This window comes from Latilactobacillus fuchuensis (assembly GCF_900258455.1).
Classification (GTDB): Bacteria; Bacillota; Bacilli; order Lactobacillales; family Lactobacillaceae; genus Latilactobacillus; species Latilactobacillus fuchuensis.
On record NZ_LT984417.1, the window covers coordinates 850,688 to 867,669 of the forward strand.

The following is a 16,982-nucleotide window of genomic DNA, read 5'->3' on the forward strand; positions in this document are numbered from 1 at the left end:
TCGTACACGAAGACATCGTTAAGATGTTTATTTTTTTGCGAAAAGACAAAAAAGGTGTCGGTAGAATATTTCTACCAACACCAGAAAGTATAGACCCGAATAATCCGCCAAAACGGGTTGTTCCTGTTTTATTTTGTGAAAAAAAGTTTAAAAACGGGCATTTTTTAGAGGCACAGCATTTAGGATTAGAATGCAATATGGTAAACTAAAAGGGATTACTTTTTAACACACAATGACAATTGATTTTCTGAAAAGAGGATATTTAAAAAGATGATAACAAAAGACACAGTTTACCATTTTGTTGGGATTAAAGGCTCAGGAATGAGCGCATTAGCATTAGTATTGAACGATTTAGGTTATAAAGTTCAAGGTTCAGATATCGATCAATATACATTCACACAACGTGAACTTGAAAAAGCAAACCTTAAAATTTTGCCATTTTCCGCCGATAATTTACATGATGGGTTAACCGTCATTGCCGGCAATGCGTTCCAAGACGACCAAATTGAAATTAAAACCGCCCTTGAAATGGGCTTACCAGTGGTTCGCTATCACCAATTCTTAGGCGAATTATTAAAAGGTTATACGAGTATCGGGGTGGCCGGTGCGCATGGTAAGACAAGTACCAGTGGTTTATTAGCACATGTTTTAAGTGGCGTGGCCCAAACCAGTTATTTAGTGGGTGATGGTACGGGGAAAGGGATTAAGGATGCTAAATTCTTTGCCTTTGAAGCCGATGAATATCGTCGTCATTTCTTGGCGTATTCACCTGATTATTTAATTATGACTAACATTGATTTTGATCATCCCGATTACTATACCGGTATCGATGACGTTTTTGATGCGTTCCAATCTGAAGCCTATAAGGTTCAAAAAGGCATCTTCGCTTGGGGTGATGATCCAGAATTACGCAAATTGAAAGCGAACGTTCCCATTTATTATTACGGCACAAAAGAAACCGATGATTTCCAAGCCCGTCATATTCAACGGACCGTTGAAGGGTCTGAATTTGATGCCTACTATCACGATGAAAGTATCGGCCATTATCACGTGCCACTCTATGGTGAACACAATGTATTGAACAGTTTGGCCGTCGTTGCGGTTAGTCACCTTGAAAAGATTGACGCTACAGAAGTTGCACGTGAATTAGCCGATTTTAAAGGCGTGAAACGCCGCTTTACTGAAAAGAAAGTAGCGGATGTGACGATTATTGATGATTATGCGCATCATCCATCAGAAATCAAAGCCACACTAGATGCTGCTCGTCAAAAATATCCTAACAAACAAATCATTGCGGTTTTCCAACCCCATACGTTTACGCGGACGATTGCCCTAATGGACGATTTTGCAGCTAGTTTAAACTTAGCTGACGAAGTTTTCTTAACGGATATTTTTGGTTCAGTTCGTGAAAAAGTCGGGAAAGTTTCGAGTGCTGATTTAGGCGCTAAAATCACCAAGGGTGGTCGCGTCTTGAAAGTCGATAATATGTCACCCTTATTGGATTTTGACCAACCGGTTGTTGTGTTTATGGGTGCTGGTGATGTTCAAAAGTATGAATATGCTTATGAAGAACTTTTGAGCAATTTAAGTCCAAAAGATAATTAATTTTTAGGCATTTTGGTTGTCTTTTTCAGTCTATTTGTTACAATATTGCTAATCGAGGGATTGCAACTCGTTAGAAATATTTAAGAGGTGACTATTGATGGAAAGACGAATGGTAAATGTCGATAGCGAAGCTAAATTTTTTAGCCGCGTTTATGGCTTGATGGCAGCCGGTGTCGGAATTTCGGCACTCGTTGCGGTATTACTTGTCACAGTTTTTAAGAATCAAACAGCGGCCGTTTTATACGGCGGTAGTTCATGGCTCGTTTGGGGGTTGATGATTGTTGAAATGTTGTTGGTCGTTCAGATCAGTCGGCGTTCAACTAAGAATCCAACCGCATCGTTGTTCATGTTTATCGCGTACGCCGCGTTAAACGGGTTAACGTTCACGGCTATTTTATTGGCTTACAATATTGGGAGTATTGCTTCAGCATTCATTTCCAGTGCGTTAGTCTTTATCGCCATGTCGGTTTATGGCCGCATGACTAAGAATAACCTGAGTGGTTTTGGTAAGTATGCGATGATGGGCTTAATTGGCGTGATTATTGTCAGCTTAGTTAATTTCTTCATGGCATCGGCCGCCGTCAGCTATTTCTTATCTTACGCAATGTTGATTATCTTTATCATTTTAACAGCGTGGGATAATCAGAAGTTAGGGCTGATGTATCGCCAATACGGTGCGACTGGGGAAGTCTCAATCTCTGGGTTAGCTGTCATGGGTGCATTAACGTTATACCTTGATTTCGTCAACTTATTCATCACGATGCTCCAGATCTTTGGTAATCGGGATTAATCAGTCAAAAATGCAACACGTTTAACCAAGTCGGTTGAGCGTGTTTTTTTGTGGATTAATATAGCACTTGACATAATACTATGTATAATATAGTATTATGCTTTGAAAGGGTGATGGCATGAATGCACAATTGAAAAAAGGGTTGTTAGAATTTTGTGTTCTCGCAACACTACGCACCGAAGATTCCTATGGCTATCAAATTATTAAAGACACATCGAATGTGATTGGAATTTCAGATTCAACGTTATATCCGATTTTAAAACGACTCGAAAAACAGCAACAAATCGAAAGTTACAGTGTTGAACATAACGGTCGGTTACGGAAATATTTCCATTTAACGCCGGTTGGCCAAGAAGCAATTGCCCAATTTTTAGCAGAATGGCCAGAAGTCATGCAAGTTTATGATTATATCAAAGGAGTGATTTGATGAATAAAATCCAGTTTATAAAAGCGTTAGCGACAGAATTAGCGCAAGCACAAGTCAGAGATACCGCCAACACCTTAGATTACTATGAAGAATTAATTGATGATCGCTTAGAAGATGGCGAATCAGAATTGACGATTATTGCGAGTTTAGAATCACCACGCCAGATTGCGGCCCGGTTGAGCGATGAACGGCCAATCATTCGGCAACGCAAAACGGCCCCAATGACGTTAGCCCTAATCATCATGGTAGTCGTTCTTGGATCACCACTCTGGGGCAGTTTACTATTGACGGCCATTCTTCTAATCGCTGTCGGTTATTTCTTAATCTGGTTAGTACCAGCGTTAGCCGCGATTTTTGCGATTAGTGGCATTGTTGGTGGTGGGGTTAGCTTCTTTTTAGCTATTATCGCGGGGGTCCGCCAAGGCTGGTTGATTGGATCGATGCAATTTGGGTTGAGCATTGCAATGCTTGGTGTGGGGTTATTGTGTGCTGGACTAGCTTGGTATTCTGGCTGTTATTTAGTGAAATGGTCAGTCAGTTTAACGCGCTGGTTATTGTCAAAATTTAAAGCACGTGACAAGGAGGTCGCATAGATGTTAGTGTCATTAAAAGAGAATTGGTTAAAAGTGAGTTTGATTCTAATTGTGCTAGGCCTCGTCATCATGGTGGCTAGCTATTGGGCTAGCGGTGATAATACGCAATTGTTTGAATATCATGGTGTCCATGACTGGTTCCGGACTTTTTATTTATAAGAAGGCCATTAAATAAGACAATCAAAAAGTCGGATTGTTATCCTGAGTTAAGGATAATGCTCCGACTTTTTTAATGGTTAAAATTGATGATCCCAAGGATATTCAAGGTTGATTTGCGCGTTGAACTCTTTTTGGGTTTGGAAGGTCGCCAAGCGGTTCGCTTTACGTTGCGCGTAGCCTTGGCAGATGAATTTTTCTTCAGCTGTGAGGGGCTCAATTGAAGGCAACACGACGTTTTTATCAATCGTGACGAAGGTTAAAAACGCGGTCAATCCTAAGAAACGTTCACCCGTCTTGAGGTGTTCACCGATAATTTTGGTGAAAATTTCGACTGACCGGTGCCCCGCGCCAGAAACGTAACTTTCGATACACAGTGAGTCTTGCATCTTGAAAGGGGCGATGAAATTGAGTTGATCGATACTGGCAGTCACGGTTTCAACGCGGGCTAACCGGCTAGCGGAAATCGAAGCTGAACCATCTAATAATTCGAGTAAACGACCACCATAAACGGTTTCGTGTTCATTTAAATCGTTGACGAACACGCGATGGTTGCTGATGGATAACGTTTGACGACAGGTAACGGACATAACAATAAAACTCCTTTTGAATTCAGATTAATTGAGGTTGGGAATCGTTAACCGACTAGCGCTTAAATCGATTCGGTATTGTGTGGCTTGTTCTTCGCGTAAAGTCATCCCCATATCAGTGGCGTACACGACTAATCCGAGTTGGTGACCCGGTAGTAAATGATAATGGGTGGGTTGTAAATCAAGTGTGATTGGATAGAATTCACCGGGTGTGACCGTTTCAGTTTGATAACTGTTTTGACGATTTTGCAAATTGATGTGGCCCTTGGTGATCACTTGATAATCGCTTAAAGCACCGAGCTTAAATTCTTTTAAATCATCGAATTGCCAGCGATAGCCTAATTGTTGGCCCTGAGCGCTTATGACAGTTGGTTGAGGATTTAGACGACTAAAGACCCCTAAATCGACTAACATGACGCTCAGCAGGCCGTGATTGGCGTTAACGGCGACTTTAGTATTGAATTGAACACGGCCATCCAAACGGTAGGCCTGTGTCAATGCGGGTGATTGCAATAATAAACGATTATTGGCAAAGGCTGATTGGGGTTGCAAGAGTTGGTCTTGCCAAGCATGTTCACTGAGATGACTGGTCTTGAAAGTGGCTACGCCGTCATCGATAAAGGTTGCAACGGGGGCTTTAGCCGGTTGGGTCAGACTTAGCGTTTCGGGACTGTTTAAATAATAAGTGGTTTGCGAATTATCAGGATTGAGCCAATCTTCTTGGGTTTGCCAAGTGCTTTCTTGCGCGTTGTCTTGAATGACGACGTTCGGTAAAATGGCGGCCGCTTGATTGTCGACGTCCAATAGATGGTTGGTTAACCAGAGGTTCATCATATCGGTGAAATCAATCGATTGGATATTGTTCATGTAGACGTGGGGTCCTTGGTGTAAAAAGACTTTCTTTTCAACGGGTCGGGTGCGCAAAGCATCCCACAAAGCGCCCGCATTTTGGGGTTTAACGTTCCAATCGTTTAAACCGTGGACAATGACGACATCACAAGTCACGTTTTCGATGTTGTCGCGATAGTTTCGTTCAGCCCAAAAGGCGTTGTAGTTACCGGTAATCCGGTCTTGGCCAAGTTGTAAATCAGCCATCTGTTGTTGGAAAAAGGCCCCAGATTTGGCGTAATCAGCTGCATCTTTTTGACGGGTTTGACAGAGTTTCGCTAAAACGTCAGCATCTTCACCCTGACAATCAACGGGCGCGACGACCAAGCCATTTTCACGATAATAATCGTACCAACTCGAAATCGCTGCTTCAGAGATAATGGTCTTTAAACCCGCTACGCCAGTGGTGGCCGCGGCGGTTGCTAACGTCCCGAGGTAGGACTTACCAGTCATCGCGACGTTGTGGTTGCACCACCAAGCTTTAATTTCAATTTGGTCGGTCCGGTTGGTGAAGGCGCGCCGATTACCAGCTAACCATTCAATAATCGCCGTTGTTGATTCAGTTTCTGCTGGTGATCCACAAGTCCGGACGCCATCTGAACCACGAGTACCAATGCCACCCGCATAAATAGTTGCAAAACCGCGCGCAAGGAAGTAATCGTTGAGTGAATAAGAACTATCACTCGTTGCTGTGACCTCAGCGGTTTCGGTCTGGCCGTTAACTTGACGGGCAGCTGGGAGATCACTGCGCGTCTCTGTTGTCTTTAAAGCGGTTAAGGTTGGTTGACTAGTTTCCTTAGCGTCAATTGGCCCATCGACGTTGTGTAAATCATGATCAACATTATTGATGCCTTTGTAATAAGGACTGGCAGTATATAACGCGGGGACTTTCAAGCCGTGATTGGTTTCAACGGGTCTAAAAATGGTCGTTTCCAATAGATCGCGATGACCATCTAAATCGGTATCAAGTGACGATTCGACATAGACGATTTCCTTAATGAAGGCTTGGGTATCAAAAACGGGTTGGGTTTTACCATTGAAAATTAAGAAATTAGGTTGATCGGTGGCCTGCCAATCCGTGAAAAAACCGCGATTAGCGAGTTGATCAATCAATAATAAACCGGTTTGACTGCGGGTGTTTAATAACAAATAAATGGCTTCAAGAAATTGGTCACGATTAAAAGTGGGCTGATCGATGTAAGGAATCTTGACCGAGGCCATAAAACGCCGGGGATGATTGAGCTTGAAATCTTGCTCAACTTCAAACCCCAATAACTGGAGTGCGACGTTATAAAACGTCCGTTGATCAATAGTCGTTGTGATACTCGACAAATAAGCAGCTAAGTCGAGTTTAGCCGTGGCTTGAATCTGACCGAGGACTTCATGTTGACTGGTTTTCGAATGGGCTTCTGGGAAGAAGCGGCTAAAAATAGTGGTTGCTAATGCTGATAGCGAATCATCGGCGAAATCAGCTGGTAAAAGCTGTATCCGCTTTAATTCCGTGATTTGTGCCGGAATCGGCATCGTGAGACGTCCAAATTGATTTAATTTCATCTTTTTTACCTCAATTCTACGGATTTCAATTGACAGCAGTGCCTTCAATTGCTTATAATATAGCATGTTGTGCAAGTTTCTGACAGCAATATCTATTAAAAAAATGTCGCAGTAGCTCAGCTGGATAGAGCAACGGTCTTCTAAACCGTAGGTCATGAGTTCGAATCTCATCTGCGGCACTAATAAACACCGGTATCAAGGGATTCTTGATGCTGGTGTTTTTATTTTGGTTTAATTTTTGTGAAAGGGTATTCAATTAAATAATTAATCGTTAAATTGACCATAAAGGGGAGCTGACGATGATCAGCTTGGTGTTCTGGTTGTTATCGGTGCTCGGTGAGTTATGTATTACGGTTATCAGAAGACATGCGAGTACTTGCTAAAAGTGCGTGTCTTTTTTATGGTTAAGTGCAACAAAATAGGCATTCGCTAATTTAACTTAGTGAATGCCTACGGATACGATACTTCGCTCATAGAATATAATGCTCCTTATTCTTTATAGAATGGATTCAAATTTCTGTAAAGCTTCTTCAATCGTTGCGCCGGTTGCTTCTTGTCCAGCTGTTAAACCGGAAACGATAAATAAATTTTCGTTCGTATCAAGTAATACTCGGTATTGAGTACCATTATTATCAAATGTCATGGTTAAATCTCCTTTCTCAAAAGTTCGGAAAGGTCCTAATCAAAATGATAGCGAAATTCCTTTAGTTAGTATAGGGTGTTGATTAGATAATGTCAACGCTTTTAGCTTAATTAATTAAGTGGGCGTATTAGTTGTGGTCAAACGAGGCAATTCTTTATAATAGAAGTAGGCAGTAACTAGCGGGCGTTATGTGAGTTTGTTTACTAAGCGCTTGCGTCACAATTAATGGAAGGATGATGAGTAATGACAGAAAGATACCAAAGAATTCTAGTGGGGGTCGATGGCTCCGAATTATCACAAAAGGCGTTTACTGAAGCGGTGGAAGTGGCTAAACGAAACCAAGCCGAACTATTTGTAGCCCATATTATCCCGAATAATACGTTTGTTTCACCCGATGCTAGCGTCTACGCAAAAGTCACTGCGATGGAAAAAGATCGCGTGAAAGAACAATTAGCAGCCAGTGTCCGCTATGCCCATAACCACGGGTTAGAAAATATCACGCCGATTATGACGGTGGCCTCGCCACGCAAAGAAATTGCGATTCGAATTCCGGAAGAATATGATATTGATTTGATTATGTTAGGGATCACTGGGAAGGGCGCCATTGAACGGATGTTAATGGGGTCAGTGGCGCAATACGTCAGTGTCCACGCTAAAGCCAACGTACTATTAGTTAAATAACGGTGTTAAAAGTTGCTAGTCATGTTGATGACCAGCAACTTTTTTGAATGGGTCTAACAATACTGTCACTTCTAATCGCTCTAACGATGTTGTACATTGAAAATAAAGTTAGATAGAGGAGAATGGCAAATGATTAAAGGGTTAGGTAAGTGGCTGATTGCAATCGTAGGTGTCGGCATTATTCTTTACGGAATTGTGGGGATTGCCCAACGACAGACGACGGCTAAATCGCAAGTGACGAGTCATAGTAGTCGGCGACAAGCTAGTGAAAAACGGTCGAGTAAGACCAAGACTAAGACCAAGACTAAGACCAAGACTAAGACCAAGACCAAGACCAAGACCAAGACTAGGACAACGCCAACTGAGACGCGTAAACAGCCAACGATTAATCAGGATCCGGCACTAGACGATTATTTTAAAAACCTAGGTTTTTCGGGGACCGTTTTAATCGTCAAAGATCAAAAGGTCATCCTGAACAAAGGCTACGGACTCGCTAATCAAACGACGCAACAGGTCAATGATCCCAATACGTTGTATCCAATCGGTTCAACTGAGAAGGCGATGATCGCCACCGGTATTTTGCAATTACAAGAAAAACACCGATTAGCCGTCAATGATCCGGTTGCCAAATATTTGCCCGATTTCCCCAATGGTCAGCAAATGACGTTGGCCGATTTAATGCACCATACTTCAGGAATTGTGGGGCGCAATCAGGATAATCAAACGAAGACCAGTCAACAATTATTGCAAGAAATTATCGCTAACGGGATTCAGGGACAGCCGGGGCAGTGGCATTATTTGGATGCGAATTACATTGTTCTGACCAAAATTTTAGAACAGGTCAGCCACCAATCCTATCAAACGTACCTTAAACAACATATTTTTAAGCCGAGTCAAATGATGACGGCTGATTTTATGACGACTAAGTACGGCCAATTAACCGCAGCATCGGTCGGCTACGAAATGGTGAATAATCAATTGAAGGCGGGCGTCTTACCTAATTTTTCCCAATTATACGGGGTTGGGGATCTCTATATGACCGCGACGGATTTATACCGGTTTGATCAAGCGTTGTTTACACACCACCTATTGACTGAGGCGAGTACCAATTTGATGTTTCAACCAGGCAGTCAATCCCATTACGGTATGGGTTTTTATAACGATCCGGCATTAATCGTTAACCGCGGTTATTTATCGGGATGGAGTATTTCGAACGGCTTTAGCCACGGGGGTCGAATTTATATTATTTTATGTCAAAATGTTAAAAATTCGTCAATTTCATTGGGAAGGATCAATGGGGATCTCTACACTAAACTCGTGGTATAATTAGCATTGTGAAGGCTACCGATAGTTACGACTATCATTTATTGGCGAAGTTATTTAATTGTGTAAAATTTAATTTAGCTAAACGCTTTCATTTTGGACAATAATAATCTATAATACGTCTCAAGGAAACGTTTTCTAATCTTTTTAGATAAAGGAGGATTAAAATGACTGAGCAGTATATTTTAGCCATTGATGAAGGCACGACGAGTACCCGTTCGATTATTTTTGATCATAAAGGTCAAAAAGTCGCAGATGCTCAGCGTGAATTCCCACAGTATTTCCCAGAACCAGGTTGGGTTGAACATAACGCTAATGAAATTTGGAATGCCGTTTTATCGACAATTGCCAATGCATTCATTTCATCTAGTATCCAACCCCATCAAATTGCGGGAATCGGCATTACCAATCAACGTGAAACAGCGGTGGTTTGGGATAAAGAAACAGGGTTACCCATCTATAACGCGGTGGTTTGGCAATCACGACAAACCAGCGACATTGCAGATCAATTAAAGGCGGATGGTTATGGCGAGATGCTCCATCAAAAGACGGGGTTAATCGTCGATGCGTATTTCTCAGCCACTAAGATTCGTTGGATTTTAGACCACGTCCCCGGTGCGCAAGAACGGGCCGAAAACGGTGAATTATTATTCGGGACGATTGATACTTGGATTGCTTGGAAGTTAACCGGTGGCGCATCACACGTCACTGATTACACCAATGCGAGTCGGACGATGCTTTTTAACATCCATGACCTCGACTGGGATGACGATATTCTTGAATTGTTGAGCATTCCACGGAAAATGTTGCCAGATGTGCGTTCTAACTCGGAGATTTACGGTCAAACGGCACCTTACCATTTTTACGGTAGCACGGTGCCAATCGCCGGGATGGCTGGGGATCAACAAGCAGCCTTATTCGGTCAACTAGCACTCCAACCAGGGATGGTTAAGAATACTTACGGGACCGGGTCATTTATCGTGATGAATACCGGAGAAGAGCCAACGATGTCAGAGAATAATTTATTGACGACGATTGGTTATTCAATCAACGGGAAAGTCAATTACGCCCTAGAAGGTTCGGTTTTCGTTGCAGGTTCTGCGATTCAATGGTTGCGCGATAGTATGCAGCTCGTTGAAAAATCATCGGATTCAGAAGCGGCCGCTAAAGCATCAACTAGTTTGAATGAAGTTTACGTCGTACCAGCGTTTACCGGTTTAGGGGCCCCATATTGGGATTCAGAAGCTCGGGGATCGATTCTCGGTATTACTCGTGGGACCAATCGACAAGATATTATTAAAGCAACACTGCAATCATTAGCCTATCAAACACGAGATGTCGTTTCGACGATGCAAAAAGATACTGGGATTGATATTAAAACGTTGCGTGTAGATGGTGGCGCTGCCAATAATAATTATTTGATGCAGTTCCAAGCTGATATTTTAAACAGCACAATCGAAAAAGCGGGCAACTTAGAAACAACCGCGATGGGTGCTGCTTTCTTAGCAGGACTAGCAGTTGGTTTCTGGCAAGATACAGACGAATTGGCCCAGATTTTCACAGTCGGGCAACGGTTTGAACCAGCAATGCCTGAAGAAGAACGTGAAGATTTATACGCTGGTTGGCAACAAGCAGTTGAAGCAACTAAAGTTTTCAAACATCGCCCATATAAGATGCGTGAATGAGGAGGATTATTATGACATTTTCAAAAACATCACGGCAACAAACAATTCAAGATTTAAAGAATGAACCATTAGATCTATTAATTATCGGTGGTGGGATTACGGGTGCTGGTGTAGCGATTCAAGCCGCTGCTTCAGGCATTAAAACCGGTTTGATCGAAATGCAAGATTTTGCTGAAGGGACGTCATCTCGTTCAACGAAGTTAGTGCATGGTGGGATTCGTTATTTGAAGACTTTCGATGTTGGCGTTGTGGCTGATACCGTTAGTGAACGTGCGGTAGTTCAAGGGATTGCACCTCATATTCCACGGCCTACACCAATGCTATTACCAATCTATGACGAACCAGAAGCAACGTATGATATGTTTAGTGTCAAAATTGCGATGGATCTTTATGATCAATTAGCTGGTGTGACTGGGACCCAATATGCCAATTACACCATCGATCGCAATGAAGTTTTACAAAGAGAACCTGGCTTGAAAGCTGACAAACTAAAGGGTGCCGGTGTGTATCTTGATTTTGTCAACAACGATGCCCGTTTAGTCATCGAAAACATTAAAGAAGCGGATGAATTAGGCGCACACGTTGCCAGCCACGTTAAAGCGGTTGGTATGACTTATGACGCACAAGGCCGAGTTAATGGTTTGGAAGCGCATGATGAATTAACTGATGAAACGTTCAAGATTAACGCTAAATTAGTGATTAATACGGCCGGCCCTTGGGTGGATAAGGTCAACGCTTTAAATACCAAAGCACCAAAACACGAAACACTGCGTCCAACTAAAGGGATTCATTTAGTCGTTGATGACAGTCGTTTACCAGTGCCACAACCAACGTATTTTGATTCTGGATTACATGATGGTCGGATGATTTTCGTGGTCCCACGCGAAGGCAAAACTTATTTTGGGACAACTGATACGGATTATACGGGCGATTACAAACACCCACGCGTTGAACAACCGGATGTTGATTACCTATTGAAAGCTGTTAATAATCGTTATCCAAACGTCCAAATTAAGTTAGCTGATATTGAAGCAAGCTGGGCTGGTTTACGACCATTGATCGCTAATAACGGGAGTTCCGATTATAACGGTGGTGGCGCGAATGCCGGTAAGGTTTCCGAAGAATCATTTAACCATTTAATCGACACCGTCAATAACTTTGAAAATAAAACAGCCGTACGTGGTGATGTTGAAAAGGCCATCAGTCAATTGAAGACCGCTCATGCTGAAGAAACCACTAATCCGTCACAAGTTTCTCGTGGGAGTGATTTGAAGACTGCTGAAAACGGCTTATTAACCCTATCAGGTGGTAAAATTACTGACTACCGTAAGATGGCAGCCGGTGCGCTTGATTTAATTCGTGAAACTTTGAAGACTGATTTTAAGGAACAAGTTCGTGAAGTTGATTCTAAGAAATTACAAGTTTCAGGCGGTCATTTTGATCCGAATAACGTTGACGACACATTGAAATTCTATGCACAAGTAGCCATCAACAAAGGGATTGCTGAAGACGATGCGCGTGATTTAGCTAACCGCTTTGGTTCAAACGTTAGTCGCGTGGTTTCATACGCGGATCAAGGGGTTGCTGAAGGGTTAAACTTGAAAGAAACAATCAGTTTACGTTACTCAGTCAACGAAGAAATGACCTTAACACCGGTCGATTATTTATTACGTCGGACTAACTTTGTCCTATTCCACAATGATCAATTAGTAGCGATTAAACAACCAGTGATTGATGAAATGGCCAAGTTATTAAACTGGGATGCCACTGAAAAAGCAGCACAAACAGCACAATTAGACGCTGCAATTGCTGAAGCACAACTTGATTATTTAAAATAGTCAATTAACTGGGAGGAAAACTGATGGATAATTCAATTATGGTTCAAGCGCTAGGCGAACTTGTCGGCACATTTATCTTAGTACTCTTGGGTGACGGGGTTGTTGCTGGCGTTAGTTTAGCAAAAACCAAAGCGAACGGTGCGGGTTGGATTGCAATTACCCTTGGTTGGGGATTCGCAGTCACACTCGGGGTGTACGCATCATCCTTTATGGGACCAGCTCATTTAAATCCAGCCGTGACTGTTGCTTTTGCAATCATCGGCAAAACACCTTGGGCGGCGGTCTTACCATTTATCATCGCCCAAATGATTGGGGCGTTCTTAGGAGCGGTTGTCGTCTGGGTTCAATACTATCCACACTGGGCAGCGACTAAGGATCAAGCCGCAATTCTAGGGACTTTTGCAACCGGGCCTGCCATTCGCAGTCCGTTTGCCAACATGATGAGTGAATTAATCGGGACATTTGTCTTGATCTTCTCATTATTGGCTTTGACACGTGGTCAATTCACTGATGGGTTAAACCCATTGGTCGTGGGCGTCATTATCACGGCTATCGGCTTATCACTCGGTGGGACGACCGGTTACGCGATTAATCCAGCCCGGGACTTGGGCCCACGGATTGCGCATGCGGTCTTACCAATTGCCAATAAAGGTGATTCGGATTGGTCATACGCTTGGATTCCAGTCGTTGGCCCAATTATCGGTGGTATCTTAGGCGCACTATGCTTCGTGATGTTACCTTAAATAAGTGAGTGCTAACTCAAGTTGGTTAGGCTTTGAGGATTAACCTAGAAATCAGCGTTATGATTTGTACTCTGAATCATAACGCTGATTTTGTAGTTAACCGGAAAAGGCTACTTGAGGAGCACGTTAATAAGTGAGTGCTAACTCAAGCGTCTAAACCTTGAGCATAACCTAAGAATTGTCCATATGATTTGAATTTTAATCATGTGGGCAATTCTGTAGTTAGGCGGAGAGGTTTGCTTGAGGAAGCACGTTAAGAAGTGAGTGCTAACTCAAGTTGAAAAAGCGATTATCCAGAACTAAGGATAGTCGCTTTTTTGATATTCGCATTTTTATTCTTAAAGAAGGCAATTTTCCATCTGCAAAAACCTAACGTTCGTAATTTACGTACAATTAATATTAAAATTAACTAATAATTCGGTATTTGCTTTGACATATCCAAATTTGCTTGTTAAAATCAAAGCATAATATAGATAAGAAAGCGGGCAGATTGAATGACGGATGTAGCGATTGTAATGGGGTCGATTTCGGATTGGTCAACCATGAAAGCGACAGCGGATATGTTGACTGAATTAGGGGTTAGTTACGAGACACAGATTATTTCAGCCCACCGGATGCCGATGGAGATGGTTGCTTTTGCGCAACAGGCACAAGCCAAAGGTTATCGCGTGATTATTGCGGGTGCGGGTGGTGCGGCTCATTTACCTGGAATGCTAGCGGCGAATACAATCTTGCCGGTCATTGGTGTGCCCATTCAAAGCAAAGCCCTAAATGGGATGGATTCGTTATTATCGATTGTCCAAATGCCGAGCGGCGTACCCGTTGCAACGGTCGCGATTGGTCAGGCGGGTGCCGTTAACGCGGGCATCTTAGCGACTCAAATCTGTGGGTTGCAAATACCGGCTTATCAAACCGCTTTGACAACTTACCAACAAAAGCTTCATCAAAAGGCGGTGGCCAGTAATGAACAACTCAACTAAACCAGCCATTATGCCGGGTGAAACGATTGGCATCATTGGTGGCGGACAGTTAGGTCAAATGATGACGATGGCGGCTAAATCAATGGGCTATCGGGTTTTGATTCTAGACCCACAAGCGGATTGTCCGGCCGGGCAAGTCGCTGACGGTCAGATCATTGCGGCCTATGATAGTGAAGCACAAATTATTGAATTAGCACAAAAAAGTGATGTTGTGACATACGAATTCGAAAACGTTGACGCGGCAACCATCGAAAAGGCGCAAGCGTTCAGTCAATTTCCACAGGGGACAAAAGCTTTACGGATTTCACAGGATCGGGTTTTAGAAAAACAATTTTTAGCCGCACAAGAATTGCCGCACGCTGCTTTTGAAGTGGTCACGACCGAAGTTGAATTAACAACCGCGGTAGCCAAGATTGGGTTGCCGGCGATTTTAAAAACGACGCGTGGTGGCTACGATGGTAAGGGACAGTTGGTTTTAAACAGAGCGGTCGATTTAGCACAAGCGACACCGTTATTGCAATCTGGACCTTGTGTATTGGAAGCGATGGTTGATTTTAACCGCGAAATTTCAGTAATGATTAGTCAGAATTGGGACGGACAACAGAGTGTTTTCCCGGTGATTGAAAATCAACATCGGCATAATATTCTACATATCAGCATCAGTCCCGCTCGCATTACACGTGCGTTAGCTCAGCAGGCGCAGGCCATTGCCACTAAGATTGCGACCGAGATTGAATTGGTGGGGACGTTAGGCATTGAATTTTTCGTTACAGCGCAAGGTGAATTGTACGTCAACGAAATTGCACCCAGACCCCATAACTCGGGGCATCTAACGATTGAAGCTTGCGACTGGTCCCAATTTGCCACGCACATTCGTGGTGTTTGTAATTGGCCGCTAGCAACCCCACAACAATGGCAACCCGCAATTATGGTGAACGTTTTGGGCCAAGATGTTGCAGAAGCCCTTAAAGTCAGCCAACAACAAGCCACTTGGCATTATCACGATTACGGGAAAGCTGAACGCAAGCTTAATCGTAAGATGGGTCACATCACGATTTTAACGGATCAACCTGAAACAACCCTAGCACAAATTAAAGCGACCCAAATTTGGGACTAACTAAAGGAGCTCAACAACATGATTGAACGTTATACGAATCCCGAAATGGGTGCAATCTGGACTGACGAAAATAAATATCAAGCGTGGTTGGATGTTGAAATTCTAGCCGATGAAGCTTGGGCCGAATTGGGCCATATTCCGGCTGAAGATGCCGCCAAGATTCGCGCTAATGCGAGTTTTTCAGTCCCCCGTATTCTAGAAATTGAACAAACAACCCGTCACGATGTTGTCGCATTCACGCGGACCGTTTCGGAATCATTAGGCGCAGAACGTAAATGGGTTCATTACGGTTTAACTTCAACAGACGTGGTCGATACGGCTTACGGTCATTTATTGAAACAAGCCAACGCTATTTTGCGAGCCGACATTGATGAATTGATGGCGGTCGTTGCGAAACAAGCAGTTCGTTATAAAAAGACGGTCATGATGGGCCGGACACATGGGGTCCACGCTGAACCGACAACGTTCGGTTTAAAATTAGCATTGTGGTATTCAGAATTAAAACGGCACAAAGCGCGTTTTGACGAAGCGGCTAAAGGTGTTGAAGCTGGTAAAATCAGTGGGGCAGTCGGCACGTTTGCCAATATTCCACCATTTGTCGAAGCCTACGTCTGTGAACACCTTGGGATTCGGGCCCAAGAAATTTCAACGCAGGTCCTACCGCGTGATTTACACGCAGCGTATGTCGCTGAAATGGCTTTGTTAGCAACTTCGATTGAAAAATTTGCGACTGAAATTCGCGGATTACAAAAATCAGAAACCCGTGAAGTCGAAGAACATTTCGCCAAAGGCCAAAAAGGGTCTTCAGCCATGCCGCATAAACGGAATCCGATTGGTTCCGAAAACATCACGGGCTTGACTCGGGTGATCCGCGGCCATATGGTGACGGCTTATGAAGACGTCGCTCTCTGGCACGAACGGGATATTTCCCACAGCTCAGCCGAACGGATTATTTTACCGGATACGACGATTTTACTCGATTATATCTTAAAACGATTCACAAAAATTATCGGAGAATTAACTGTTTTCCCCGAAAATATGAAACGTAATATGGGCCGGACATTCGGTTTGATTTATAGCCAACGAGTGTTGCTGAAGTTGATTGATCAAGGGTTATCCCGCGAAGCAGCGTACGATTTGATTCAACCGAAGACGGCTCAATCATGGGACGAACAAATTGATTTCAGACCATTGTTAGAGGCGGATCCTAAAATTATGACTGTTCTATCAACTGCTGATTTAGATGACGCCTTTGATTATCATTACCACATTCGCCGCGTTGACGAAATTTTTGAACGGGTCGGTTTATAGACCATTAAAACTTTGAAATCCACTGTGTTTTCAAAGTTTTTTTACACAAAAAAGTGAA

Annotated in this window: 17 protein-coding genes and 1 tRNA gene; 15 read left to right on the forward strand and 3 right to left on the reverse strand. The window is 43.1% G+C overall.

The features are described from left to right. From LFUMFP_RS09960 to LFUMFP_RS09815, 6 genes are all read left to right on the forward strand, one after another. The coding region (locus LFUMFP_RS09960; protein ID WP_233210621.1) for a hypothetical protein at window positions 1-209 on the forward strand (209 nt) is incomplete at its 5' end. A gap of 61 nt (window positions 210-270) precedes the next feature. Further along, window positions 271-1,605, forward strand: a complete 1,335-nt coding sequence (gene murC / locus LFUMFP_RS03960) for a UDP-N-acetylmuramate--L-alanine ligase (protein WP_025082454.1) — start codon at window positions 271-273, stop codon at window positions 1,603-1,605. Window positions 1,606-1,702: 97 nt separating this feature from the next. Continuing rightward, window positions 1,703-2,395, forward strand: coding sequence for a Bax inhibitor-1/YccA family protein (locus LFUMFP_RS03965; protein WP_056950164.1), 693 nt, complete (start codon window positions 1,703-1,705; stop codon window positions 2,393-2,395). Window positions 2,396-2,513: 118 nt separating this feature from the next. Beyond that, entirely contained in the window at window positions 2,514-2,822 is a 309-nt protein-coding gene (locus LFUMFP_RS03970) for a PadR family transcriptional regulator (RefSeq protein ID WP_025082455.1), read from the forward strand. Further along, a complete protein-coding gene (locus LFUMFP_RS03975; RefSeq protein WP_025082456.1) occupies window positions 2,822-3,415 on the forward strand; it encodes a DUF1700 domain-containing protein in 594 nt (197 codons plus the stop codon). Before LFUMFP_RS03970 ends, LFUMFP_RS03975 begins: the two co-directional genes overlap by 1 nt. After that, window positions 3,416-3,574 carry a hypothetical protein gene (locus LFUMFP_RS09815; RefSeq protein ID WP_155833341.1) on the forward strand — a complete coding sequence of 53 codons (159 nt, stop codon included), beginning with the start codon at window positions 3,416-3,418 and terminating at the stop codon, window positions 3,572-3,574. Between the two features lie 77 nt (window positions 3,575-3,651). Here LFUMFP_RS09815 and LFUMFP_RS03980 read toward each other — a convergent pair whose 3' ends face one another. After that, window positions 3,652-4,161 (reverse strand): acyl-CoA thioesterase, encoded by a 510-nt coding sequence (locus LFUMFP_RS03980; protein WP_056950161.1) that lies wholly within the window; start codon window positions 4,159-4,161, stop codon window positions 3,652-3,654. Between the two features lie 27 nt (window positions 4,162-4,188). Continuing rightward, on the reverse strand, window positions 4,189-6,603 hold the full coding sequence (locus tag LFUMFP_RS03985) for a Xaa-Pro dipeptidyl-peptidase (protein ID WP_025082457.1): 2,415 nt from the start codon (window positions 6,601-6,603) through the stop codon (window positions 4,189-4,191). Between the two features lie 105 nt (window positions 6,604-6,708). Here LFUMFP_RS03985 and LFUMFP_RS03990 point away from each other — a divergent pair. Then, a tRNA-Arg gene (locus LFUMFP_RS03990) sits at window positions 6,709-6,782 on the forward strand. 317 nt (window positions 6,783-7,099) lie between these two features. On the opposite strand, the gene LFUMFP_RS09875 is transcribed toward LFUMFP_RS03990, so the two are convergent. Further along, window positions 7,100-7,246: a hypothetical protein gene (locus LFUMFP_RS09875; protein WP_169788633.1), complete on the reverse strand. Its 147-nt coding sequence runs from the start codon at window positions 7,244-7,246 to the stop codon at window positions 7,100-7,102. Window positions 7,247-7,489: 243 nt separating this feature from the next. On the opposite strand from LFUMFP_RS09875, the gene LFUMFP_RS03995 reads away from it, so the two are divergent. The 8 genes from LFUMFP_RS03995 (at window position 7,490) to purB (ending at window position 16,924) form a co-directional block, all read left to right on the forward strand. Further along, window positions 7,490-7,927: a universal stress protein gene (locus tag LFUMFP_RS03995; RefSeq protein ID WP_025082458.1), complete on the forward strand. Its 438-nt coding sequence runs from the start codon at window positions 7,490-7,492 to the stop codon at window positions 7,925-7,927. 129 nt (window positions 7,928-8,056) lie between these two features. Next, window positions 8,057-9,253, forward strand: a complete 1,197-nt coding sequence (locus LFUMFP_RS04000) for a serine hydrolase domain-containing protein (protein ID WP_106483091.1) — start codon at window positions 8,057-8,059, stop codon at window positions 9,251-9,253. Window positions 9,254-9,417: 164 nt separating this feature from the next. Further along, complete coding sequence (gene glpK, locus LFUMFP_RS04005; RefSeq protein WP_025082460.1) at window positions 9,418-10,935, forward strand: glycerol kinase GlpK; 1,518 nt, start codon at window positions 9,418-9,420, stop codon at window positions 10,933-10,935. Between the two features lie 11 nt (window positions 10,936-10,946). After that, window positions 10,947-12,773, forward strand: coding sequence for a type 1 glycerol-3-phosphate oxidase (glpO, locus tag LFUMFP_RS04010; protein ID WP_056950158.1), 1,827 nt, complete (start codon window positions 10,947-10,949; stop codon window positions 12,771-12,773). A gap of 23 nt (window positions 12,774-12,796) precedes the next feature. Then, window positions 12,797-13,516: an MIP/aquaporin family protein gene (locus LFUMFP_RS04015; protein ID WP_035438790.1), complete on the forward strand. Its 720-nt coding sequence runs from the start codon at window positions 12,797-12,799 to the stop codon at window positions 13,514-13,516. 494 nt (window positions 13,517-14,010) lie between these two features. Beyond that, entirely contained in the window at window positions 14,011-14,496 is a 486-nt protein-coding gene (gene purE / locus LFUMFP_RS04020) for a 5-(carboxyamino)imidazole ribonucleotide mutase (protein WP_025082462.1), read from the forward strand. Continuing rightward, on the forward strand, window positions 14,480-15,613 hold the full coding sequence (gene purK, locus LFUMFP_RS04025; protein WP_106483092.1) for a 5-(carboxyamino)imidazole ribonucleotide synthase: 1,134 nt from the start codon (window positions 14,480-14,482) through the stop codon (window positions 15,611-15,613). The genes purE and purK overlap by 17 nt, the downstream gene beginning before the upstream one ends. Before the next feature lie 18 nt (window positions 15,614-15,631). Continuing rightward, window positions 15,632-16,924: an adenylosuccinate lyase gene (gene purB, locus LFUMFP_RS04030; RefSeq protein WP_025082464.1), complete on the forward strand. Its 1,293-nt coding sequence runs from the start codon at window positions 15,632-15,634 to the stop codon at window positions 16,922-16,924. Window positions 16,925-16,982 lie beyond the last annotated feature (58 nt).